The organism is Methanothermococcus thermolithotrophicus DSM 2095 (genome assembly GCF_000376965.1).
Lineage (GTDB): Archaea > AGJL01 > Methanococci > Methanococcales > Methanococcaceae > Methanothermococcus > Methanothermococcus thermolithotrophicus.
In genome coordinates this window covers 76,479-99,433 of the sequence record NZ_AQXV01000053.1, presented here as the reverse complement: position 1 = coordinate 99,433, position 22,955 = coordinate 76,479, and the positions used below count along the sequence as shown (strand labels likewise).

Genomic DNA, 22,955 nt, shown 5'->3' with positions numbered 1-22,955 from the left:
AAGGATCTGCATTTAGCGCATAATGGATTTGGATTAAAGCTTTTAAGAACAAATGATTCAAAAATAGAAAATATAACTGTAAGCTCAAATGATTGTGGAATATCCCTCTGGGGTTCAAACAATAATATATTAACAAACATAACTGTAAGCTCAAACGATTACTGTGGGATACTCCTTGACTGGAACTCAAACAATAATATATTAACAAATAGCAATATAACGAATAATTGGCATGGTTTGTACATTGGATGGGATTCAAATAATAACACAATTATTTCAATAACTTCTTGAACAATTCAGCGAATATATATGCAAACTATTATTCAATAAATAGATTTTACTCACTGGATATGGTTAATTACACCTATGCTGGAAAATATTTCACAAACTACTTAGGAAACTACTATTCAGATTACAATGGAACAGATAATGATGGAGATGGAATTGGGGACGCACCTTACAACATTTCAAACAACTATTATTATTTAATAAATAATCATATAACCAAAGACACAATACCGCCATATATTGAAAATAAATTTAATGCATATGGGTATACAAAACATATATTATCGAATGCTTCAAACTCAATAGTTGAGTATCCAATAGACAACTATCCGTTAATTATGCCGGTAGAGAATTATACGATCGGAAATATTGTCGAAACTACAAATACAACAAATCAACACATCGACTTGTTAGGAAACCTAACTTATAGAATTATAAACGAAACAGAAAATATAACGACCTTTGAAATAACATTAATAGTAATAAATGATGGAAACTCGACTAGTAACGAGTTTAATACAACGATTTATGTAAACAATAACTCAATAAAAACCGAAAGATTATCATTAAACGCAGGAGAATCAAAAGAAATTAAAATCAACTATACAACAAATTTAACAAATAATATTGAAATAAAAGCAATCATTGATACAAATAAAGAAGTTGATGAAGTTGATGAAAATAATAACATTATCATAAAAACCATAACATTCCCAGATGTTGGAATTACATGGGCATACATGCCAACAGCAGTAAAAATAAATGAAACCAAAGATTTAAGATTTGATTTAAGAAAAGATGGCTATGGAACTGTTGAAGCAAACTTAACAGTAAAATTAGACGATAAAATAATACACAATGAGAAAATAACATTTAATGAATGGTATCACGATTATAGATACCGAGAACTACCAATAACATTTAACGAATCTGGAGCTCATAACATTACAATAACCATAACTCCAATAGGGACAAAAGACAGAAATATGGCAGATAACACAAAAACTATAAGTGTTACAGTAAAAGAGGCAAAGGCAGATATTGAAAAAGTTTATGGATTACCATACAACAATATATTAAAGGCGGATGGAGAGTACTGGATAGATGTTCGCTACAATGTCTCAGTTCCAAGTTACTATACAATTAAAATAAACACGACAAAAGGTATCCAAATAATTGGGGATTCTGAAAAAACAAGATACACTTGGAGACATGGATGGACATACTTCAAAATAAAAGCAGTGGATATTTCAAACAATGAAAGTATATCAATAGAGATATTTGACCATAACAACAAATTATTGGCAAATGAAACACTGACTGGTATAAAAATAACTGACCATCCAGTTGAAATTAAATATTCAAACATAACTTACACAAATTCATCAGCGAATTTAACATTTAGAGTATTCAATACAACAGAATACGATATCGATAGGCATGTTGAATATGTGGTAATGATTGGGGAACAAGGAAGGGTTTTAAAAGGAATTGAATATCTTACAGGATATCCACACGGATGTATTGAGCAAACAACATCACCAATGGTTGCATCCATCTATGTTAAAAAATACTGTGATCAAAACAACATTTCAACAACCATTGACTTTGGTTCTAATGTAAATAATGGAATTGAGAGATTAACAACCGGAACCAATAAACCAGAAGTAATCTCAAGTTATGAATACGCATGGGGACTTTGGGGAGCATCATATCCAAATCCAATCCATACAGGTTACGTGTTATATGGATTAACCACTGCAAAAATGAATGGTTATGATGTAAATATGACCCATATTGAAAATGGAGCCAGATATTTGGTAAATTCACAAAATGATGATGGAAGCTGGAACACTGGTTGGACATACTATATGAGAGATGAATATTCAAGCAATGCATTAATAACAATAAGTTTGGCACAAACATACAACATAACAACCAATGAAACCCTAAAACAAGAAATATTCAATGCAACAAACAAATCAGTAAGATACTTAATCAGTCAAACTGTCTATGAAAACAACATCTACGACTTAGGATTCAAAGCATGGGCATTATCAGAAGCATACAATATGGGAATTAACGATTCAGAAGTTAAAGAAGCATTAAACGAAACAATCATTGCGATAGGTAACTGGAAAAATGAACATAAGAATGATGAAGCCATCTCATTATTCAGAGGAACTTCAAGCTACAGCGTCTATGGTGTTGCATCAGAAAGTATTGCAGTAGCTTCAATTGGATGTCAAAAAGCAAATGGCATTATAAACAACAGTGAATATGGAACACTAAACAGCATGCTAATAAACATATACAGTAGATATGGAGGTTCAGGTTGGGGTTCAACAAAATCCACTGGCTTAGCATTAAGGGCATTAACTGAATCAGGAACTGCAACAAACACCAACAATATCCAAATAACGGTAAAAGTTGATGGAAACGAAATAAATACAATAACTGTAAATGCAACAAATCCAAAATTCGTAGGAAAATACTACAACAACACACTCTTAACAAGCGGGAAACATGAAATAGCATTTGAATTTAGTGGAAGTTCCAAGATATTATGTGGAGCTCTAGTATCACAAACAACACCATATTCAATAGCAATAAAGAGTGATGGTAAGGATTATATCGACCCATTGGCAGAAGACTTTAACCTAACAATAACAACAACGAAAGCCATTGTTGGTAGGGAATTTAATGCAACATTTACCATAACTAACAAAGCTACTGAGCCTATTGAAGTAGGAATTATAAAAGTAAAATTACCAAAAGGAATGAATTACACAAACATGACAAAATACATGAATGAATCATATAGTATTAGCTTCAACTCAACAACAAATGAAACAACACTATACATCTATCCTGAAATAGTAAAGGCATCAAGCAGTTTATCAATAACAATTCCATTAAATGTAACAGAAGAAAATGCGAACGATATTGAAGCTGTATTCTACCCAATGTATAATGAAGAAACAATAGCTCCAGCAAAAGCAACAACAACCGTAATCCCAATAAGAAAAATGAATGTAGCACTTCCAACAGGATGGGTAATGGATGTTGAAGAAAAAGAAGATAAAACAATAATAACCATTAAATAAATATTTTCTTTTTTTAAATTTTGAGGTGAAATTAATGAAGTATATTATATTGGGAATGATGCTTTTATTATTGATTCCAGTGGTTGTAGGGGAGGTTAGAGAGATACCTCAAGGGAATGTTGAAATAAATATAATCCAATATAATGTATCGTTCAACTACACGCTTGAAGAAAATAAAAACCTAACAATATTGGAACTAAACACTTCAAAAGAAAGTGATATTGTAGCATATTTTGATAATGAGCCATTATTTTCATATGAAGTTTCTAATGATTCATCAACAAAGACGTATAACACCCATTTATTAAATGGAACAATTGTAATAGCGGGAGTTAATGCATCAAATTATAATAAAATTGAAGGAACCGCAAATTGTACTTTTATAGGATGGAATAAAACACTTGGATATGCATTTTTCTTATTTGATAATATCGGAGAATCAAAATCAGGAATTATTAAGTTAAAATATGAAGAACCACAAGCACCAACAAACGACAACACACCTCCAACTGGTTTTTCAGGTGGTGGGGGTGGAGGAGGTGCTGCTCCAGAGACCCCAACCTACGAGGGGGTATCAGAAGAGATAAAATCCATTAAGATAAAAGAATTCGTATTTAACGCAAAAATGATAGCAGGAAACAATATCGATGGAAATTTCTCAAAAGGACTCAAAAACGCAACAGAATTAGTAAATAAATCACTTGACATAAAAGAAGACTGCATCTTAGTTGGAGGACCTGTGGCAAACCCGCTGGTTAAAAAATACGCATGGACCTTTAAAGTAAAAGTAACCAATGACTATCCAGGAGCTCACAAAGGAGTGATACAAAAACAGATTATTAATGGGCATACTGTAGTACTCCTAGCAGGTTCTGACAGATGGGGGACAAAGGCAGCAGTTGAATACTTCAAAACTTTAGATGATATTCCAGACGAACCTATAATCGTAGAATGGAAGGATGGAAAACCTGTTAAAATAGAATAAATATCTTATTTTTCTTTTTGTATTTTTATGTATTTTAAAGTACTATTGTAATTTATAAATAATGTGTTGTTATATTATTATAAATTTAACTTTAACGTAGTTAATTTTTGGCAAATATGGTGAAATTATGGCAAAGTTTATAATGGTTGTAGGTACTTCCTCAAACAGTGGGAAGACTGTACTGGTTTCAGCATTATGCAGGTTGTTGGCAAATAAGGGGTATAAAGTAGCCCCTTTTAAATCTCAAAACATGAGTTTAAACTCAAGGGTAAGTGTTGAAGATGGTGAAATAGCAGTTGCCCAATACACTCAAGCAAGAGCTGCAAAAACCGAACCTTCCATCCATTTCAATCCGATACTTTTAAAACCAAAAGGAAATTTTGTGTCTCAAGTTGTGGTCCATGGAAAGCCTTACAAAGATATGGATTATAATGAATATAGAAAAAATAAAGATTATTTTTTAGATAAGATAACGGAAAGTCTCGAATATCTAGATAACAATTACGACTATGTGGTTATGGAGGGAGCAGGGAGCTGCTGTGAAATAAACTTACTTGAAGACGATATAGCAAACTTAAGGGTGGCTGAAATTGTAGATGCCGATGCTATTTTAGTTTCTGACATCGATAATGGAGGGGTTTTTGCATCAATCTATGGAACGATTGAATTACTACCAGAAAACTGGAGAAAACTAATAAAAGGGTTTGTAATAAATAAATTTAGGGGAAATGTTGATGTTTTAAAAAGCGGTTTTAAAAAAATAGAGGAGCTCACTGGCATACCTGTTTTAGGTACGATACCTTACGACGAAAGTCTAATATTACCTGAAGAAGATAGTCAGGCACTACAAGGTAGAAAGGTTTTCGGCAATTCAGAAAGCCCTATAGAGGTTAACGTCCTAAGATTTTCAAAAATTGCCAATTTCACAGATGTTGACCCTATTTCAAACGATGTATTGGTAAAGTTTATAGATTTTAAAGAGAACATTACTGGAGATATTTTAATACTTCCAGGAACTAGATGTTCAACTGTTGAGATGTCCTTAATTAAAAAATACGGCATGGATGAAAAAATCTGGGAATTTATAAGGAATGGGGGTATAGTTTTAGGTATCTGCGGTGGTTATCAGATTATGGGGAAGAAGTTAATCGATGAAAAAAACACGGAGGGCGATGTTGGAACAATTGAAGGTCTTGGTATCTTTGACCTAGAAACACACTTTGGAAACGAAAAAGCCATTAAGAACTCAAAGGGAATTTTAAAAATAGATGATATGGAAATTGAAGTTTCAGGTTATGAACTACATGAAGGAATCACCACTTCAAAGGAGGAACCACTTATAAAACTTTTTAAAGGATTTGGAAATAATGGGGACGGTTTTGACGGTGCGGTGAAGAGAATAGGTGAATCTTACGTAATTGGAACTTACTTCCATGGAATTCTAGACAACTATCGATTTAGGAATTATTTGATAAACCTTGCGATAAAAAAGAAATACGAGTCCAATGGCTCCAATAAAGACTTTGAACTCCTTGAACATGACAGCTACAAGGACACCTTTGAAAAGAACATGGATAAGTTGGCAAAAATAGTTAGTGAAAATGTAAACTTGAGCAATATTATTTAACACTGACAAAATTTAATTAAATTATTTATATGTAATTTTTTAAAATAGAAAAGAATTTATTTATTTTATTCGGTAATAGGTACGAATTTATAACCGTAGCTTATTATTCCATCCTTACCATCTTCTTTTATTCTCCTAAATGCTGCTTCCACGGGTATTCCAATAGATATCTTATTAATATCACAATCCACTTGAGCTGTTACTTTAGGGCCCTCTTCCAACTCAACAATTGCTATTACATAGGGCGTTAATTTATTGAACTCTTTTGGCGGTGCGTAAACTATTGAGTAGGTGTAAATCTTACCTTTTCCACTTAACTGAAATTCTTCCAATTCTCCTTTTCTTCTACAGTCTGGACATACGGTTCTTGATGGGAAGTAAACCTTACCACAGGTTTTACATCGTGTACCTATTAAGTTATACCTTTCTTTCATATGCCTCCAGGATCTCACTACCATTATTTCACCAGAAGTATTTTATTGTTATTTAAATCTATTTTTTTTATCTCCCCTTCGAATTCCTTAGTATCTCCAAATAAATCAATCGCTATTATTTTGTCCTCTTTTTTTTCAACTAGCAAGACGTCTTCCATAACGAGTTCATCGTTTAAATATAAGTTAATATTGCACATGATATCACTTTGTGTTTATCTCTTGTCTGAGAGTAAATGAACACATACGGTTCCCCCAGTACCTCCAACATTTGCTGCAATACCGTATCCATTTTTAATTGTAGCCTGTCTATCCTTACATTCTTTATCTTGCTTTAACTGCCAGTATAATTCCCCAACTTGCCTAATTCCAGTGGCACCAAGTGCGTGACCAGCTGCCTTTAAACCACCACTTGGGTTTACAGTTACAAAGTCGTCGTAATCTATTCTTATTTTTCCTTCATCAATTACTTTTCCAGCATCTCCCTTTTTACAGAATCCTAAATCCTCTACTAAGATTAAACCATTTATTGCAAAACAGTCGTGAACTTCTGCAACATCTATTTTTTCAGGAGCTATTTTAGCCAGTTTGTAAGCCTTTTCAGACGCTACTTTTGCAGCGTTTAAAGTTGTCATATCTTCCCTATCGTGTAAAGCTATTGTATCTGAAGCCTGAGTTGAAGCTTTTATATATATAATTTCATCCTTAGGGGCAAATTCTTCAGCTTTGTCTGCGTCACATACAATAAGAGCAGAAGCTCCATCAGAAACAGGTGAACAGTGCATCAATGTAAGTGGATCTGCTACAGGTGATGCATTCATTACCTGCTCAAGTGTAGTTTTAAACCCAAATTGGGCATACTTATTCTTTGTAGCGTTCTCGTGAGCAATAACACTCCACATTGAAAGTTCTTCAATAGTTAAGCCATATTGGTACATATATCTCCTTGCCATCATGGCATACAATGATGGAAATGTAGCTCCAAAGAAAGCTTCCCATTCCTGATCAGATGCTGAAGCTATCGCTGCAGTTGCATCTTCAACATCGGTCATTTTTTCTACTCCACCTGCTAAAACTACATCATGGTGACCACTCGCAACAGATAAAACAGCACTTCTTAAAGCCAAACTACCTGAAGCACATGCTGCCTCAACTCTTGTACATGGAACTGGATTAAGTCCTGCATGATCTGCGATTAATGATGCAATATGTTCCTGACCTACAAAGAGCCCGCCACTCATGTTACCTATGTACATGGCGTCAATATCGCCTCCATCTACATTTGCATCCTTTATTGCCTTTACACCAGCTTCAACAATTAAATCTCTAAATGAGTCTTCCCAGAGCTCTCCAAATTTAGTTTGCCCATAACCTATAATTGCAACATCTCTCATTTTTTCACCATATATTATTTAAGCCATCCGCTAGGTTAAAGTTTAATTAAATTTTAATTTTCCCCCTGTATTTGACATAAACTGCATAATCAATGTATTTTTTCCTGTTTAACAAATCCAATGTTTTAGGTGCTTTATCCACCACTTCTTTTATCCTTTCAGTTACCGTGATGTCAAATGCATCACTTCCTGCACCACTACCATAGGATACAGCGAGAATTCTTGCTCCTTCCTCTGCATGATCCAATATGTTTGACAACCCCAGTGGAACAGCTCCTGAGTATGTATTACCTAAGTAAGGAGTTAATAAACCGTATTTGTACTGTTCATTTGTAAATCCAAGAGATTTAGCAGCTTTTATGTAAAACTTCCCATTAGGTTGATGGAAAACACAGTAGTCATAATCTTTTACTGTAGTTCCCATTTTTTCCATTATTCCCTTTGCTGCATTTAAAACGTGTTTGAAGTAGGCTGGCTCTCCTGTAAATCTACCACCATGTTTTGGGTAAGATTGTCCTTCCCTTCTCCAGAAATCGGGAGTATCTGTTGTATATGAGTAGGTGCCATTAAAAACGGCAATCATTTCGTCCTTTTTATTTCCGATTATGTACGCTGCACCACCAGCTGAAGCTGTATATTCAAGGGCATCTCCCGGAGCTCCTTGAGCAGTATCTGCACCTATTGCCATACCATATTCTATAAGTCCACTACCAACTAAGCCCATACACATTTGAATACCTGCAGTTCCTGCCTTACATGCAAATTCTAAATCCGCCGCCGTAAGATCAGGTGTGGCACCAATAGCTTCAGCAACTGTTGCAGAAGTTGGTTTAACTGCATAAGGGTGACTTTCGCTACCTACATATACAGCACCTATTTTTTCAGCATTAATCCCTGCTCTTTTTACAGCATTTCTTGCAGCTTCAACTGCAATTGTTGCGGTGTCTTCATCTGGAGATGGGACACTCTTTTCATTAACTACCAGCCCTTTTTTAATAGCTTCTGGATCTTTTCCCCACACCTTTGCTATTTCTTCAACTTTTATTCGATATTTTGGAATATAGCTTCCATATCCAACAATCCCAATATCTTTCATTAACTCACCTTCTAATTTAATAACAAAATTATAAATAAATTTAATATCACTTTGTGATAAACAGTATAAAAATATATTATTTAATTATTATTTAATTTCATTGAGTTTTCCTAAAAGTTCATCAACTTCTAAATCTGTAACTAGAAGTGGTATGGCTTGAATCTCAGCTAGTTTTAAGGCCAGCCTATCCAATTCAGAAACACCTTGAAAAATAACAACTCTTGGTTTTATGTTACTTACCCTTATGGCAACCATTGGACTCCTTCCAGAGGAAACTTCTGTAAAAATTAGCGCCCTTTCAGTTGTCCAACCGTATAAATTTAAGAAATCTTGACCATCCATTTCTAAAATTGCCTTTATACTATCAACAACAGTATGGCCAAATATTTGGTTATTTAAGTTCTCTCCATAGATTACTTCCGCATCAATTGTATCTAAAAGGTCTCCTATAGTTATCGGGCTAGCGTATTCCCTAATATTGAGGATGGCTTTCATCGAAGATGGCACATTTAATATCCTCTTCAGAGCTCTTACCATGTGCCCTCCGTTTTCTTTGTCAACCTCAATTAAGGCATTTACATATTTCCTTACCAGATTTACCCCGGGATTTTTTCTCCTACCTACTTCATAGTCACTTATTACAGATGGAGATACTCCCAGGTATCTAGCCATTTCTATTTGAGGTATGCTAAACATCTCCCGCCATTTCTTCATGGCTTTTCCAATGTCTTCAGATAATACAATGTCTCCGATTATATGTAACGCTATTTTTTCCATACTTTTTATTCTAATAACCTATTATAAAAACGTTTCGATTTTATCGTATAGTCATTCGTCATACGTCGACATCGAGGCAACCTCAGATTTCGTCGAGTAGATAAAAAAGGAAAATAAATTAAAAAGTAAGTTATAATAAAAGAAAATTAAACATTTAAATTGGTTTCTCTGTCTGTTTTTTCATATATTCCTACTAACTTAGCATACTTTTTAATGGATTCTTCACTTATCTTAACGCCTTCATGGGACTTCTTTAAAATGTAAGGATAGCCTGAAATAGATATCTCCCTAAGACTTGAAAAGAACTCTTCATTTAGTTTATCAAATGACGTAATTCCTATAACCCCACTATTATCTTCCAATCTAGCAAATTGATAATACAAGCTATCAATTGTCTGACCAAAGGTGTTTAGATATTTAACACTACTATACGAATTGCTATTTACTTCGTCATCTGCTAAATTCAAAGGTTTTGTGTATCCAATTCCCCTGCAATTCTTTGAAAATATGGCTATATCCGGAACCAGTGATTTTTCTTTTTTAAAATAGGCGTTCATCTTTGAAGTTTTTGATATTCCTACAATTTTTTCACGATAGTTCTTTAAAAGTTCCATCAACAATATAAGATACTCCAACTGCTCCAGAATAATTATTTTTTGGTCGTCAGTCTCTCCGTAATCAATTGTAGGGAGTATCATACTGTTATCCAAATCTTCTAAGATTTTATTTTTAATTTCCTTGCCGTAGTCCTTGTAGTACTTAAATATACCATCTTCTACCTTCTTACCTTCAGTTATAGATCCATAGGTATGAGTTTGGATCAATAGAGAGTACAAAGAACCATCAAAGAGATAATAATCAATATCATTATTTTTTAAATTCCAAAGGGCAGTTTTTAGTTCCATGTTTAGCATATAAAGCCTTAATCTATCTGAAACGTATTTGTACGGTAGGATAATATCTGCGTCCCAGTGTGATAATGATTCCTTTATTTTCTTTCCAGGTTCATGGATATAGGAGACCGTTCCAACAATATAAAGGCAATAACCAATATAGTCTATTTTATTGAAACTACCATCCCCCCCTGCAAACACGCAGCTCGAAGGATTATTAAAGTTGCAAGGTATCCAGTAATTTTCATAATCAAAATCCATATTTATGTTACTTATTTTTTTAGATATTGTATCCTTTTTCCCCATCAAATATGAAAAATCCATATGGGCACCCCAGTTTAAAGTGTTAACATATAGAACAACCATAATATAAGATTTAACGATTTTTATATAAATTTATGAAATTGAGGTATGAAGATAATAATAATCTTAATTTAAAAGAGAATAACCAAATTAAAGAACTAAAAAAATAATAAAAATTTACTGTATTATTCCGTAACCTATTAATCTCCATCTTGATCCTACTCTTCTACTCAAAGCAACCCTGTCTCCCTTATCAGCACATACTGGAAGTTTTAACTTGATTTCTGCAATATCGTCTCTCGCAGAGGTTATAACCCCAACTGTTGTAGCGGTCCCGATGTTTAACATTAAAACTTCATTCGTTTTTAGGGGTTCTATTGCAAGTTCGTCCTTTGAACCAACAACTCTATCTAAAAGTTTGGTTTTTATTGTTATTTCATCAAGTGTTGGTGGTAATGTACCAGGTTCTCCTGCAACACTTCCGCTTAATGCATCTGATTTTGTTAATGCAGGATCCAATTCAGTACCAACGCCGACTAAACCTCCTGGACAGGCTTTTTTAACTTTCTTTCCACCGACTCCAAGTGAAACGATTTTTGTAACTATAGGTTTCCAATATGTCTTATTTCCTTCTGAAACTTTAATTCCAGGCCTTATTTCAATTTCCTTTCCAACTTCTAAAACCCCTTGAATAATACTTCCTCCAATAACCCCTCCCTTCAAGCTTTTTATCTCAGAACCTGGCTTGTTTACATCAAAACTTCTTGCAATGTACATCCTTGGAGGCAAGTCTATGTCTTTTTCTGAGGTGTCTATTATATCTTCAATTGCCTTTAATAGAACATCCACGTTTGCTCCATGGTGGGCTGAAACAGGAATAATTGGTGCATTTTCCGCAACGGTACCTTTTACAAATTCCTTAATTTGTTTGTAGTTTTCCATTGCTTTTTCTTCATCCACTAAATCTATTTTATTCTGTACAATTATTACGTTTTTAACTCCTAAAGCATCTAACGCCATTAGATGTTCCTTTGTCTGTGGCTGAGGACATTCCTCGTTAGCTGCAATAACTAAAATAGCACCATCCATTAAAGAAGCTCCAGAAAGCATTGTGGCCATTAAAGTTTCGTGTCCTGGAGCATCTACAAAAGAAACCCTTCTTAAAACTTCGGTTTTTGAACCGCAAATTGGACATTTTGCCTGTACAGTATAGCACTCAGGTTCTGGACATTTTGGACATTTTTTTATCTCGCAGTCGGCATAACCTAATCTAATTGAAATACCTCTTTTCAACTCTTCGCTGTGTGTATCTGTCCAAACTCCAGTTAATTTCCTTGTTAAACTTGTTTTTCCATGATCTACGTGTCCTACCATTCCAATATTTACTTCTGATTGTTTAGCACATGCCATGATATCCCTCAATATATGTTTTACAATGCCTAAATTATTGTGGTGTGCAATTTTCATTTCCTTTGTAACCAAAGGTACCTGGAAGTGGACAACTTTTGCCCAACTAACTAATTGACATAGTATTTGACATATTATAAATCCAAAGATAATTATAATTATTCATTTTAAATTTTAAAAATCATTATTCATTGGAATTTCATTATATTATTTGTTTAGTATTATGCACACCATATTAATCGTAATTATAATAAAAAACGATCTAAGATTATATTCCCTTTATAGTTAATACTTTATATATTTTTATTACTCCATTAAATAACTTTCAAAATCGTGAAAAAAGTGCAAGTATTAAATTACAGAAAATAGAAAAAGATAACATAATATTAAATCGATTAATACAAACTTATTCAGATTGTGAAATTAATTCTGAGATTGGTTTTTCTCCGTATTCTACAACCTTCGTGTTTACTTGAACGATATCTGCGGATATAACATTTCCTCTTACGCTTTTTCTTCTTCTTATACCTTTGTCCTTTTGTTTGTATCCTGGACCTTTACTTAAAAGTACCCTTAACTTCATACTTCCATGGACATCATGTCTCATTGCAAAACCGCATTTGTCTGCTCCGCCTGTAATTTTCAATTTGTATCCTTCCAATCCTACAATAGAGCCGCTTATTTCATCACCAATTTTTTTACCTATTAAGGTATTGTCGTCTATTTCAAATTGGTATGATTTTGCTTCTTTTGGATCTGAAACCACTACTTTGAACTTTGCCATGTTTATTCCTCCTTTTTAACTACTATTGAATATAATTCAGTTTTTGAACATGTGTAGAATGTAAAACTTGTTGCAACAAACCGTTGACAACTCGGCGCTGTATTAAATATTATAATTCTCATGTTTCCATTTCGTTACCCGTCTTTAGATCTATTATAAATTATCATTTTTATACTTTTTCATACAATCTCTAAAAAAGCCTTAAGAAACCAATGATACACATAAAATTAACGCACATAAAATAAAATATAGATTGAATAATTATAAATTATTTGAATTTTATTTAAATAAAATAAAAAGAGTAAAATCTAAAATTAGATTTTTAAGTATGCTGTAGTTTCCCAGTCGGTTACTGAAGTTCTGAAGCTGTCCCATTCTGCGTTTTTGATTTCTAAGAAGCTTTCGAATATGTGTTTTCCTAATGCATTCTTCAATACATCGTTGTTTTCTAATTCATCTAAAGCAGCTTTTAAGTTAGCTGGAACTGATTCAATTCCAAGTTCTTTTTTCTCAGCTTCACTCATTGCGAAGATGTTTCTTTCAACTGGTTCTGGTGCGTCTAACTTGTTCTTTACACCATCTAAACCAGCAGCGAGCATTACTGTGAATGCTAAGTATGGGTTACATGATGGGTCAGGAGCTCTGAATTCGATTCTTGTTCCTTTTCCTCTAGCTGCTGGAACTCTGATGATAGCACTTCTGTTGCTGTTTGCCCAAGCAATGTTTACAGGAGCTTCGTATCCAGGAACCAATCTCTTGTAGGAGTTTACGGTTGGGTTTGTAATAGCTACTATAGCTTTAGCGTGCTTTAAGATACCTGCAACGTAGTTCATACAGGTTTCACTTAATTGGTATGGAGCGTTTTCATCGTAGAATGATGGTTCTCCGTTTAACCATATACTTTGGTGGCAGTGCATACCGCTTCCGTTCATTCCGAAGAATGGTTTTGGCATGAATGTAGCTTTTAAGCCGTGTTGTTCAGCAATTGTTTTAATTGTTGTTTTGAAGGTTATTACACTGTCTGCTGTTTTAAGAGCATCGTCGAATTTAAAGTCCACTTCATGTTGTCCAGGAGCAACTTCGTGGTGGGAAGCTTCTACATGGAATCCTAAGTTTTCAAGTGCAAATACTATATCCCTTCTGATGTCTGGAGCTTCGTCCATTGGTTCTAAATCGAAGTATCCACCATCGTCTGCAGGTATGTACTTGTGTGGGTTGTGTGGGTCTTTTTTCAATAAGAAGAATTCTGGTTCAGGACCTACAAAGTATTCTCCGTTGAATTCTTTTTTGAATTCTTCCATAACTCTCTTCAAGCATCCTCTTGGGTCTCCTTCGAATGGCTTACCCTTTGTTGTGTAAACGTCACAGATAACTCTTGCAACTGATTTTTCTGAAGGTCTCCAAGGGAGTACTGAGAATGTTGATAAGTCAGGTTTTAACATCATGTCTGATTCGTTAATGCCTACGAATCCTTCAATTGAGGAACCATCGAAGTATAAACCATTTTCTAAAACGTCTCTTAATTCTTCAATACCTTTTTCCCCAGCTTTTATAGGAAATGCCACGTTTTTTGGTACTCCGAGAATGTCTACAAACTGGAATCTCATGAATTTTACGTTGTTGGATTTTACATATTCCAATACTTGCTCCACAGTGCTCATTGTATACCTCCTCAAAAATATAATCGGAATTAGATTTCCGATTCTGAGTATATATATTTTACGGTTAGAATACCGCTAAACGAAACTTTTATTTAAAATTAAATAAGTCCTATATTATACTTTGTTTTAGTATGTTATATGATTATAGGTTTAAGTGTTAGGTGATCGAATGCTGGTAATTAGAAAAACTGAAAAAATAGAAGGAACTATAAATGCCCCTCCATCAAAATCATACACCCATAGGGCGGTGATATCTGCATCTTTAGCTGAAGGTACTTCAGAAATTAGCAGTCCTTTAGCCAGTGCTGACTGTTTATCATCTGTTCATGGATGTAAAATGTTAGGTGCAGAGATTGAACTCGAAGAAGAAAAATGGGTTATAAATGGGGGGAATCTAAAAACTCCTGAAAATATCATAGATATAGGTAACAGCGGTACCACTTTAAGAATACTAACTGGAATATCTTCTCAAATACCAAAAGGTTACACGATACTAACTGGCGATGAGTCCATAAGAAAGAGACCTATGGGGCCACTTTTGGATGCATTAGGACAGCTGGGCATCGAAGCTTTTTCTTCGAAATTAGACGGAACTGCTCCAATAGTGGTTAAAAGCGGAAAAATAAAAAATGATATTGTTAAGATAAGAGGTGACATGAGCTCCCAGTTTATAACATCTTTAATGATGACCTTACCATTCAGTGAAAAGGATTCAAAAATAGTTCTAACAACTCCTTTAAAATCAGAGCCGTATTTAAAAATCACAATGGATGTTTTAAGCAAATTTGGAATAAAAATAGATGAATTAAAAGAAAAGAACGAAAAAGGATTTTTCATAAAAGGAAATCAGTCATACAAACCTTGTAACTACACAGTTGAAGGAGACTATTCTTCAGCTTCCTACCTTGTGGCAGCAGGAGTTTTAATGAATTCAGACATAACTATAAAAAATTTATTTAAAGACTCTAAACAAGGGGATAAGGAGATAATAAATATTGTTAAGGAAATGGGGGCAGATGTCAAGGTTAATGACGATAAGGTTGTTATTAATGGACCATATAACTTAGAGGGAATAGACGTTGATGTGACCAATATACCGGATTTAGTTCCAACAATAGCAGTTTTAGGATGTTTTACAGAGGGAAAAACCACAATATATAATGGAGAACACGTCAGACTGAAGGAATGCGACAGATTACACGCCTGTGCAGTTGAATTAAACAAAATGGGAGCAAAAATAGAAGAAAAAAGAGATGGATTAATAATAGAAGGAGTAGGTAAGTTAAAAGGAGCAGAACTTGAAACTTATCACGACCACAGGCTTGTAATGGCATTTACCGTTGCCGGAATGATGGCAGAAGGTGAAACAATAATCAAAGGCGAGGATGCTGTTAAAATTTCATTCCCTAACTTTGTAGATACTATGAAATCTATCGGAAGTATGATCGTTTCACGAAGTTAATACATTTGTAGAACGACTTAATAATGAAAAAAGTATAGTCGTTTGCGCTATAACTACCAATCTTCAAGAATTAAGGTATAATTATTCTTTTTAAAATTTTGTTGTGGTTGAATAAGTGCAAAAATTCCGAAAACGACCATGCATGTTAGCGAGCTCCCAACATCCATAAACTTTTTTTATTTTCATAACGATACTTAGTCATGACTATATACCTTTATTATACATGTTGACGGTGGTAGAGTGAAACTAACTAATTTTTTAAACTATCTAAGTGAGAACAATATAAAAAAGGCAGTTATTTTAAAAAGAGAGAATATAAATTATTTTTTAGAGAGGTATCCGCCTAATTTTTCAGTTTTAATCTTTGATGTAAAAGAGAATAGGGCAATTCTAAAAGTTCCAAAGTTGGACTATAGAATGGCTGAAAGTTATAAAACTAAACATTTGGATATTGAATTATTTGAAAAATGGGAAGAGGTATTTAATGGCTGTGATGGAGTCGAAGAAACTCTTCCTATTAGATTTTTAAAATATCTGGATAAAAACTACAAAATAGTATCCGATAAAATAAACGAGATGAGAGAGATAAAAAATAAAAGAGAAATAGAGCTCATCGAAAAGGCTGCAAAAATTAGTGATAAAGCAGTTGAATATGTCATGGATCTCGTTGAAAATTCAAACAAACCAATCACTGAAAACCAGCTTGCCGCAGAGATTGAGTATGTCATGAAAAAAGAAGGAAGTATTAAACCTTCATTCGATACCATTGTTATATCCCATAAAAAAACTGCATTCCCCCATAGCATGCCGTCAGATGACACAGTTAAAAATATTCTCTTGATGGATATCGGAGCTACTTTTGAAGGTTACTGCTCAGATATAACTAGAACCATCATTTTAAATCCGAAAAAAGAATATTTAGATGTTTACGATTTAGTTCATGGTGCAAAAGTTGAAGCTGAAAAAAATCTAAAAGAGGGAATTTCAGTTAAAAAACTTGACTCCATAGCTAGGGAGTATATGGGAGAATTCAAAGAATACTTTATCCATTCTTTAGGGCATGGTGTTGGCGTTGAGGTACATGAAAACCCATCCGTATCTTCAAGAGCTCAGGAGGATAAGGTTTTAAAAGAAGGGATGATAGTTACGATAGAGCCAGGTATTTATTTAAAGGATTTTGGAGTTAGGATTGAAGATTTGTATTTGGTTAAGAAAAATGGATTCAAAAAACTCAGTAATGCGAAAATATGGTCGTTCTGCGAATGAATGCATAGATATATAATTTAAATTTCAATTAATACTAACTTAATACTTACTTGGAATTTTTACAATATATATTGCAGAGCACTTTTATGTACTAATTTTTAATTTTTCTTATGTGTGGTACTATGGAGTATGATTTTAGACGGGAAAAAAAGTTTGGATATACCACTGGCTCTTGTGCTACAGCCGGAGCCTATGCCGGACTTTATTGTTTAAAAGAAGGAATTAAATTAGACCATGTGGAAATAATCAACTGTAAAAATGAGACTTTAATAATACCAATAGAAAAAATCGAAATAGATAAAACAAACAATAAATCCATAGTTACAGTTAAAAAATTTGCTGGAGAAGACATTGACATAACAAATGGTATTGATATTGTTGTTGAAGTAGAGCTCTCAAAAAATATGGAAAATGAAAAAATTAATGGAAATAATAATGATGGGGTTATTATATTGGGGGGTCAAGGAATAGGGACAGTCACAAAGGATGGATTACAAATAAAAAAAGGAGAACCTGCAATAAACCCAAAACCAAGGGAAATGATTAAAAACAACTTATCAAGACTTTTAGACGAAAACGAAAAAGTTGTTGTGAAAATTTCTGTTCCAAAAGGTGAAGAACTGGCGAAAAAGACTTTAAATCCAAAACTCGGCATAGTTGGGGGAATATCGATCCTTGGAACAACAGGAATAGTTAGACCTATGTCCAATGAGGCCTACAGAGAATCCCTTGTTCCGCAAATTGATGTAGCTCTTGCAAATGGTTATAAAAATTTAATTTTTACGCCTGGAAATATCGGAACAAAGTATGCAAAAATACACTTAAATGCAAATGACGACCAAATAGTAGAAGTATCTAATTTTTGGGGATATATGCTCGATAAAGCCGCTGAAAAAGGTGTTAAGGAAATAACCATATTTGGTCACTCTGGAAAAATAGTTAAACTTGCTGAAGGAATATTTGATACCCATTCAAAAGTTTCAGATGCAAGGAATGAAATATTAACCGCTTATTCTTGTATGTATATTAATGAAAAGGAGATTTTAGAGAAGATACTTTATTCAAATACAACTGAAGAAATTATATATATCTTGAATGAGAAAAAAATATTAAATAAAGTTTTTAATCGTATTGCAGAAAGGGTCGTAGAAAGACTCTCCAGCAGATGGGAAGGCATAACATTCAATTGCATAATTATAGACATGAAAGGAAATATACTCGGTAGATGTTAATTTTTATATTATAATTTTTGTATATTTTTGATAACCAACTATGATAGTTAAAAAACGTACGTCCATATTTTTAACAAGTATATATGGTGAAAATATGTTCAAAAAAATGATTTCTTTAATTGGGATTCTGTTGTTAGTTGGTACAGTTTATGGAGAAGCAATATACATAGGAGATTTGACAATTAAAGATAGTAATAATTATGAAACTACAAAACCATTTACCATAAATAAGGTTGAAAATCAAGCATATGATTTAAGTTTTGTACATTATGGGAATGTGGACAATATAACCGTGGTTTTATATTTAAATAATTATTCCATTTTTATAATAAAAAAAGATCACCTAATCAATTTTGGCAATAAAAATAAACCAACAATTTCAATAGATATAACTGATAGAATTGTAAATGGGAAAAATAATATTTCATTAAAGTTAGTGGAAGGTAATCCCGCAAAGAACCAGTGGTATAAATTAAATAGGATAACTATATCAACACAAAATCCGCCAATAAAGACCCCAGTACCACTTGGAGCAATTGCCATCTCCTTAATTGGAGTGTTGATACTATTGGTGAGACATCATGAAAATAACTAAAATATATCCAGCTTTAATACTGTTTTTCATTTTATTGAGTGGATGTATCGAATTTAACGATAGTAACTACACTAGCGACAGTAGTTATAGTAGCTATGACAAATATAATTTTATACAAACACACGAACACTTTTATGGGTCGGTTTATAGGGTTGTAGATGGAGATACCGTTTATGTAGTCGCTCCAAATGGGACAGAATATAAAATAAGACTTCTTGGGGTGGATACCCCTGAAACATACATAAAAAATAAACCTTATGAATATTTTATAGATGAAAACACTGCTATGACAGATATAAACTATCTAAAAGAGTGGGGTTATAAAGCTACAGACTTTGCAAAGGAAAATCTAGAAAATAAAACTGTAATCGTAGTTTTCGATAAACTATCCCCTAGAAAAGGGAAATATGGAAGATATTTAGCTTATATATTTATAAATAACACCACCTATGGGATTCAAAAACCGAAGGTTTTCGTAAATTTCAACGAAGAGTTGGTCAAAAATGGGTATGCCAGGGTTTATATAAGTAATTTTGAACTAAAAGATGTTTTTTTAGAGTATGAAAAACATGCAAAGTCCCAAAGAATAGGAATGTGGAACTGGAGTGGTGCAAATAACTAACTTCCAAATTAATTAGTATCCACTTCCTATTGTTCACATATATCCTTACCATGGGGGCACTTTTTAGGCCGGCCCATAAATTCATGCAGCCTTTCAATAACTTCATCAGAAACCGCATGTTCTATTTTGCAGGCCTCCTCCTGAGCATAATCCAAATCAAATTTAAGATATTCTGTAAGAAACGTTTCAATTATTCTGTGTTTCCGTATAATCTTTTTGGCAATTTCCTCTCCTTTTTTATCCAGTCGTATTCCCACATAGGGCTCGTAAATTATATACCCCTCATTACTAAGTTTTTTAGCCATGCTTGTAATTGCCGCAGGTTTTACATCCAAAATCTTTGCCAATTCCGTAGTCCTCACAGGTCGTCCGTTTTTCTTTATAAATATGCATATTTTTTCAAGATAATCCTCTATATTTGAAGAAACCATATTATCACCATGGGGAAAACTATATATATTTGTAAAATTATTTTATATTTAAATTTAAGTGAACTTAAATTATTTAAACATTGTTAATATATATAATTTTGGTTCTCAAGATAGAAGCAAATTCCTTTGAATTGAACAAAAATTTGAGATAATTTTTTAGCTCATCAACGAAGTTGGTGATTTGCTGAGAAACGAGAGAATTTAAAACCGAAGGTTTTAAGTCACCTTCACTTCGTTCGGGTGATTATATGAAGAGCCTTTTAGAAATGGGTCCAGGATCCTATACAATTGTAAAAATAGACAAACACTGTAGAAGATTTTACGAACTTGGAATAGTTCCAGGTAGTAGGATAACAGTTATATCATCAAATCAAAGGGGTCCAATTCTTGTAAGAATCGGAAATTCAAAAATAGCACTTGGTAGGGGTATGGCAAGAGCTATTTTTGTTGAATAGAGTATTGAAACATATGGATGATTATTGGTGAAATTATGGAAAAAAACGGAGTAGGAGGGAATACTACATCAGGAGCTATTGAGAAACTTTTAACCAAGGTTTCAAAATTAATTGTGGGGTATTCATGTTCATGTTGTTCACATAAGGATAAATGTGGTAAGAAACATTGGAAGGATGATAAACAGAGGTGAAATAATGTCTAAGGGACACGACACTGTGGCTCTATTAGGTCAGCCAAATGTCGGAAAAACCACCCTTTTTAATTTATTAACGGGAATGAAACAACGAATCGGCAATTGGCCAGGAGTTACCGTTGAAAAAAAAGAGGGATCTTTTAAATACAAAGATAAGGAGTTTAATGTCATTGATTTGCCGGGGATATATTCTTTAATGTCCAATTCAATTGACCAGAGAATAGCCCGAGATTTTCTAATGGAAAACGATGATTTAATAATAGTCGATGTTATAGACACTCCGAATATCAACAGGAACCTTTACTTAACAATACAACTCCTTGAGCTCGGAAAATCTCCAATAATTTGTTTGAACTTAATAGATGAAGCTGAAAAACATGGTGTTTATGTTAACTATAAGAAACTAAGTGAAAAGTTGGGTGTCCCAGTAGTAAAAACCTCTGGAAGACTTAAAATAGGTGTGGATGACCTGAAAGAAGAAATATACAACTACGAATTTAAAAAACCAAATGAAATAAAATACTCCGAACTTTTAGAAAGAAATTTAGAAAAGATAATTAAAAAATTGGACGAGCATAATTTAACTGATAAATTCAAATCAATCCCAAAAAGATGGGTGGCCCTTTCTTTACTTGAAAACGATCCAGAGGTAGTATGTGAATTTGAAAACGATAAAGAATTTTTGGATTTTTTAGATAAAATAAAGAGTGACATAGAAAATGAGATAAAACACGACGTTGAAAGCTACATTGTTGAACAAAGATATAGAAAATGTGATGAGCTCCTTGAAGATGTTTTAATAGACAGCGAAATATACGAGGATATAGACACAATAATACTACATCCAATTTATGGTTTTGTAATATTCGGAATAGTTATGTACACAATGTACAACTTCGTTTTTGGAGTTGGTGGTGTATTTTCAGAACTTATTGCAGCATTTTTTAAATATCTTGGAAATATACTAACAAATACACTCCCACCAGCTTACGTGGGGGTAGTAGTTGATGGATTGTTGAATGGTGTTGGCGGTGTTTTAGAGTTCTTCCCCCAGATACTTTTAATAATGTTCTCATTGTCTATCTTGGAAGATTGTGGATACCTATCAAGGGTGGCTGCCTTAACACACTCTTTAATGTCTAAGATGGGATTAGGCGGAAAGTCATTTATTCCGTTAATCACAAGTTTTGGTTGTAGTGTTCCAGGTTTAATGGCTACAAGGTTCATATCAAGCCATAAGGAAAGATTAATAACATTACTTGTAGCCCCATTGATCCCGTGTTCAGCCAGGTTTGTAGTTATTGGATTTTTAGCTTCAGTGTTCTTCCCAAACCATACAAGCCTATTTACTTTAGGAATATTAGCAATAGTATTTAGTTTATTGTTTGGGGTGTCATACTTATTCAGTAAATTCATAAAAGGAGAAACAGAAGATTTAATATTTGAATTACCAACCTATAGAATTCCTGATTGGAATAATATTTTAAAAATGACTTGGGAAAGAAGTAAAGAATTTTTAAAGAAGGCAGGAACCATCATAGCTGCAGGTTCTCTTATATACTATTGGATCTCAAACTACCCCTCCCCAGATGCAAGCTATGCCATGACTATTGGAAAGATGCTTGAAAGTATAACATTGTTGATGGGGTTGGATTGGAGAGCTGCAATTTCGTTGGTATTTGGGATCTTTGCAAAAGAACTTGTTATATCCACTTTGAATATCCTGTACAATGGTGATATAAGCACACACATGACCCCATTAAAAGCCTTTGTACTTACTATTGTGTCTGTACTCTATATACCTTGTCTAGCTACATTGGCTTCACTGTATCTTGAAACAAAGAGTCTAAAATGGACTTTATTTGGGGCGGGATACAATATATTACTTGCAACTGTAGTTGGGATTGTGATTTATAATTTAGGAAAGTTCCTTGGATTTTAAATT

At 33.5% G+C, this 22,955-nt stretch carries 22 protein-coding genes; 12 read left to right on the top strand and 10 right to left on the bottom strand.

Annotated elements, in window-relative coordinates; all coding sequences use genetic code 11:
* The 4 genes from F555_RS0106940 to cobQ form a co-directional block, all read left to right on the top strand.
* Positions 1-291: right-handed parallel beta-helix repeat-containing protein (locus F555_RS0106940; protein WP_026182999.1), on the top strand; the 291-nt coding region annotated here is incomplete at its 5' end.
* The gene (locus tag F555_RS0106935; RefSeq protein WP_018154498.1) at positions 288-3,395 is read left to right on the top strand and encodes a CARDB domain-containing protein; all 3,108 of its coding nucleotides are present in this window, start codon (positions 288-290) and stop codon (positions 3,393-3,395) included. The genes F555_RS0106940 and F555_RS0106935, both read left to right, overlap by 4 nt.
* Positions 3,396-3,429: 34 nt before the next feature.
* Complete coding sequence (locus tag F555_RS0106930; RefSeq protein WP_018154497.1) at positions 3,430-4,380, top strand: S-layer protein; 951 nt, start codon at positions 3,430-3,432, stop codon at positions 4,378-4,380.
* 127 nt (positions 4,381-4,507) lie between these two features.
* Positions 4,508-6,007: a cobyric acid synthase CobQ gene (gene cobQ / locus F555_RS0106925; protein ID WP_018154496.1), complete on the top strand. Its 1,500-nt coding sequence runs from the start codon at positions 4,508-4,510 to the stop codon at positions 6,005-6,007.
* 65 nt (positions 6,008-6,072) lie between these two features.
* On the opposite strand, the gene F555_RS0106920 is transcribed toward cobQ, so the two are convergent.
* The 9 genes from F555_RS0106920 to glnA form a co-directional block, all read right to left on the bottom strand.
* Positions 6,073-6,465, bottom strand: a complete 393-nt coding sequence (locus tag F555_RS0106920) for a Zn-ribbon domain-containing OB-fold protein (RefSeq protein ID WP_018154495.1) — start codon at positions 6,463-6,465, stop codon at positions 6,073-6,075.
* A complete protein-coding gene (locus F555_RS09335; protein ID WP_018154494.1) occupies positions 6,465-6,638 on the bottom strand; it encodes a CooT family nickel-binding protein in 174 nt (57 codons plus the stop codon). Before F555_RS09335 ends, F555_RS0106920 begins: the two co-directional genes overlap by 1 nt.
* Positions 6,639-6,653: 15 nt before the next feature.
* Positions 6,654-7,832, bottom strand: a complete 1,179-nt coding sequence (locus F555_RS0106910; RefSeq protein WP_018154493.1) for a thiolase domain-containing protein — start codon at positions 7,830-7,832, stop codon at positions 6,654-6,656.
* A gap of 46 nt (positions 7,833-7,878) precedes the next feature.
* The gene (locus tag F555_RS0106905; RefSeq protein WP_018154492.1) at positions 7,879-8,928 is read right to left on the bottom strand and encodes a hydroxymethylglutaryl-CoA synthase; all 1,050 of its coding nucleotides are present in this window, start codon (positions 8,926-8,928) and stop codon (positions 7,879-7,881) included.
* A gap of 87 nt (positions 8,929-9,015) precedes the next feature.
* Positions 9,016-9,705 (bottom strand): helix-turn-helix domain-containing protein, encoded by a 690-nt coding sequence (locus F555_RS0106900; RefSeq protein WP_018154491.1) that lies wholly within the window; start codon positions 9,703-9,705, stop codon positions 9,016-9,018.
* 146 nt (positions 9,706-9,851) lie between these two features.
* On the bottom strand, positions 9,852-10,922 hold the full coding sequence (locus F555_RS0106895) for a DNA double-strand break repair nuclease NurA (RefSeq protein ID WP_018154490.1): 1,071 nt from the start codon (positions 10,920-10,922) through the stop codon (positions 9,852-9,854).
* A 156-nt stretch (positions 10,923-11,078) separates the two neighbouring features.
* Complete coding sequence (locus F555_RS0106890) at positions 11,079-12,311, bottom strand: translation initiation factor IF-2 subunit gamma (RefSeq protein WP_018154489.1); 1,233 nt, start codon at positions 12,309-12,311, stop codon at positions 11,079-11,081.
* A gap of 403 nt (positions 12,312-12,714) precedes the next feature.
* A complete protein-coding gene (locus tag F555_RS0106885; protein WP_018154488.1) occupies positions 12,715-13,092 on the bottom strand; it encodes a 30S ribosomal protein S6e in 378 nt (125 codons plus the stop codon).
* A 314-nt stretch (positions 13,093-13,406) separates the two neighbouring features.
* On the bottom strand, positions 13,407-14,753 hold the full coding sequence (gene glnA / locus F555_RS0106880; RefSeq protein ID WP_018154487.1) for a type I glutamate--ammonia ligase: 1,347 nt from the start codon (positions 14,751-14,753) through the stop codon (positions 13,407-13,409).
* Positions 14,754-14,922: 169 nt separating this feature from the next.
* On the opposite strand from glnA, the gene aroA reads away from it, so the two are divergent.
* From aroA to ecnA, 5 genes are all read left to right on the top strand, one after another.
* Positions 14,923-16,215, top strand: coding sequence for a 3-phosphoshikimate 1-carboxyvinyltransferase (aroA, locus tag F555_RS0106875; protein ID WP_018154486.1), 1,293 nt, complete (start codon positions 14,923-14,925; stop codon positions 16,213-16,215).
* 240 nt (positions 16,216-16,455) lie between these two features.
* Positions 16,456-17,481 (top strand): M24 family metallopeptidase, encoded by a 1,026-nt coding sequence (locus F555_RS0106870; RefSeq protein WP_018154485.1) that lies wholly within the window; start codon positions 16,456-16,458, stop codon positions 17,479-17,481.
* A 122-nt stretch (positions 17,482-17,603) separates the two neighbouring features.
* Entirely contained in the window at positions 17,604-18,713 is a 1,110-nt protein-coding gene (gene cbiD, locus F555_RS0106865; RefSeq protein WP_018154484.1) for a cobalt-precorrin-5B (C(1))-methyltransferase CbiD, read from the top strand.
* Positions 18,714-18,807: 94 nt separating this feature from the next.
* Complete coding sequence (locus F555_RS0106860; protein ID WP_018154483.1) at positions 18,808-19,308, top strand: hypothetical protein; 501 nt, start codon at positions 18,808-18,810, stop codon at positions 19,306-19,308.
* Positions 19,295-19,930 (top strand): calcium-activated nuclease EcnA, encoded by a 636-nt coding sequence (gene ecnA, locus F555_RS0106855; RefSeq protein WP_018154482.1) that lies wholly within the window; start codon positions 19,295-19,297, stop codon positions 19,928-19,930. The genes F555_RS0106860 and ecnA overlap by 14 nt, the downstream gene beginning before the upstream one ends.
* 26 nt (positions 19,931-19,956) lie before the next feature.
* Here the strand turns inward: ecnA and F555_RS0106850 are convergent, their stop codons facing one another.
* A complete protein-coding gene (locus F555_RS0106850; RefSeq protein WP_018154481.1) occupies positions 19,957-20,361 on the bottom strand; it encodes a metal-dependent transcriptional regulator in 405 nt (134 codons plus the stop codon).
* Positions 20,362-20,609: 248 nt separating this feature from the next.
* On the opposite strand from F555_RS0106850, the gene F555_RS0106845 reads away from it, so the two are divergent.
* Genes F555_RS0106845 through feoB form a run of 3 tightly spaced genes read left to right on the top strand, consistent with a single transcriptional unit; the run spans position 20,610 to position 22,952 of the window.
* A complete protein-coding gene (locus tag F555_RS0106845; RefSeq protein ID WP_018154480.1) occupies positions 20,610-20,816 on the top strand; it encodes a FeoA family protein in 207 nt (68 codons plus the stop codon).
* A gap of 35 nt (positions 20,817-20,851) precedes the next feature.
* A complete protein-coding gene (locus F555_RS09455; RefSeq protein ID WP_018154479.1) occupies positions 20,852-21,007 on the top strand; it encodes a hypothetical protein in 156 nt (51 codons plus the stop codon).
* Positions 21,008-21,011: 4 nt separating this feature from the next.
* The gene (feoB, locus tag F555_RS0106835; protein WP_018154478.1) at positions 21,012-22,952 is read left to right on the top strand and encodes a ferrous iron transport protein B; all 1,941 of its coding nucleotides are present in this window, start codon (positions 21,012-21,014) and stop codon (positions 22,950-22,952) included.
* The last annotated feature ends 3 nt before the right edge of the window (positions 22,953-22,955 follow it).

Coding starts and splice junctions, on each gene's coding strand:
- F555_RS0106930 (WP_018154497.1), top strand. CDS start 3,430: ATGAAGTATATTATATTGGGAATGATGCTTTTATTATTGATTCCAGTG.
- cobQ (WP_018154496.1), top strand. CDS start 4,508: ATGGCAAAGTTTATAATGGTTGTAGGTACTTCCTCAAACAGTGGGAAG.
- F555_RS0106920 (WP_018154495.1), bottom strand. CDS start 6,465: ATGGTAGTGAGATCCTGGAGGCATATGAAAGAAAGGTATAACTTAATA.
- F555_RS09335 (WP_018154494.1), bottom strand. CDS start 6,638: ATGTGCAATATTAACTTATATTTAAACGATGAACTCGTTATGGAAGAC.
- F555_RS0106910 (WP_018154493.1), bottom strand. CDS start 7,832: ATGAGAGATGTTGCAATTATAGGTTATGGGCAAACTAAATTTGGAGAG.
- F555_RS0106905 (WP_018154492.1), bottom strand. CDS start 8,928: ATGAAAGATATTGGGATTGTTGGATATGGAAGCTATATTCCAAAATAT.
- F555_RS0106900 (WP_018154491.1), bottom strand. CDS start 9,705: ATGGAAAAAATAGCGTTACATATAATCGGAGACATTGTATTATCTGAA.
- F555_RS0106895 (WP_018154490.1), bottom strand. CDS start 10,922: ATGGATTTTTCATATTTGATGGGGAAAAAGGATACAATATCTAAAAAA.
- F555_RS0106890 (WP_018154489.1), bottom strand. CDS start 12,311: ATGGCATGTGCTAAACAATCAGAAGTAAATATTGGAATGGTAGGACAC.
- F555_RS0106885 (WP_018154488.1), bottom strand. CDS start 13,092: ATGGCAAAGTTCAAAGTAGTGGTTTCAGATCCAAAAGAAGCAAAATCA.
- glnA (WP_018154487.1), bottom strand. CDS start 14,753: ATGAGCACTGTGGAGCAAGTATTGGAATATGTAAAATCCAACAACGTA.
- aroA (WP_018154486.1), top strand. CDS start 14,923: ATGCTGGTAATTAGAAAAACTGAAAAAATAGAAGGAACTATAAATGCC.
- cbiD (WP_018154484.1), top strand. CDS start 17,604: ATGGAGTATGATTTTAGACGGGAAAAAAAGTTTGGATATACCACTGGC.
- F555_RS0106860 (WP_018154483.1), top strand. CDS start 18,808: ATGTTCAAAAAAATGATTTCTTTAATTGGGATTCTGTTGTTAGTTGGT.
- ecnA (WP_018154482.1), top strand. CDS start 19,295: ATGAAAATAACTAAAATATATCCAGCTTTAATACTGTTTTTCATTTTA.
- F555_RS0106850 (WP_018154481.1), bottom strand. CDS start 20,361: ATGGTTTCTTCAAATATAGAGGATTATCTTGAAAAAATATGCATATTT.
- F555_RS0106845 (WP_018154480.1), top strand. CDS start 20,610: ATGAAGAGCCTTTTAGAAATGGGTCCAGGATCCTATACAATTGTAAAA.
- F555_RS09455 (WP_018154479.1), top strand. CDS start 20,852: ATGGAAAAAAACGGAGTAGGAGGGAATACTACATCAGGAGCTATTGAG.
- feoB (WP_018154478.1), top strand. CDS start 21,012: ATGTCTAAGGGACACGACACTGTGGCTCTATTAGGTCAGCCAAATGTC.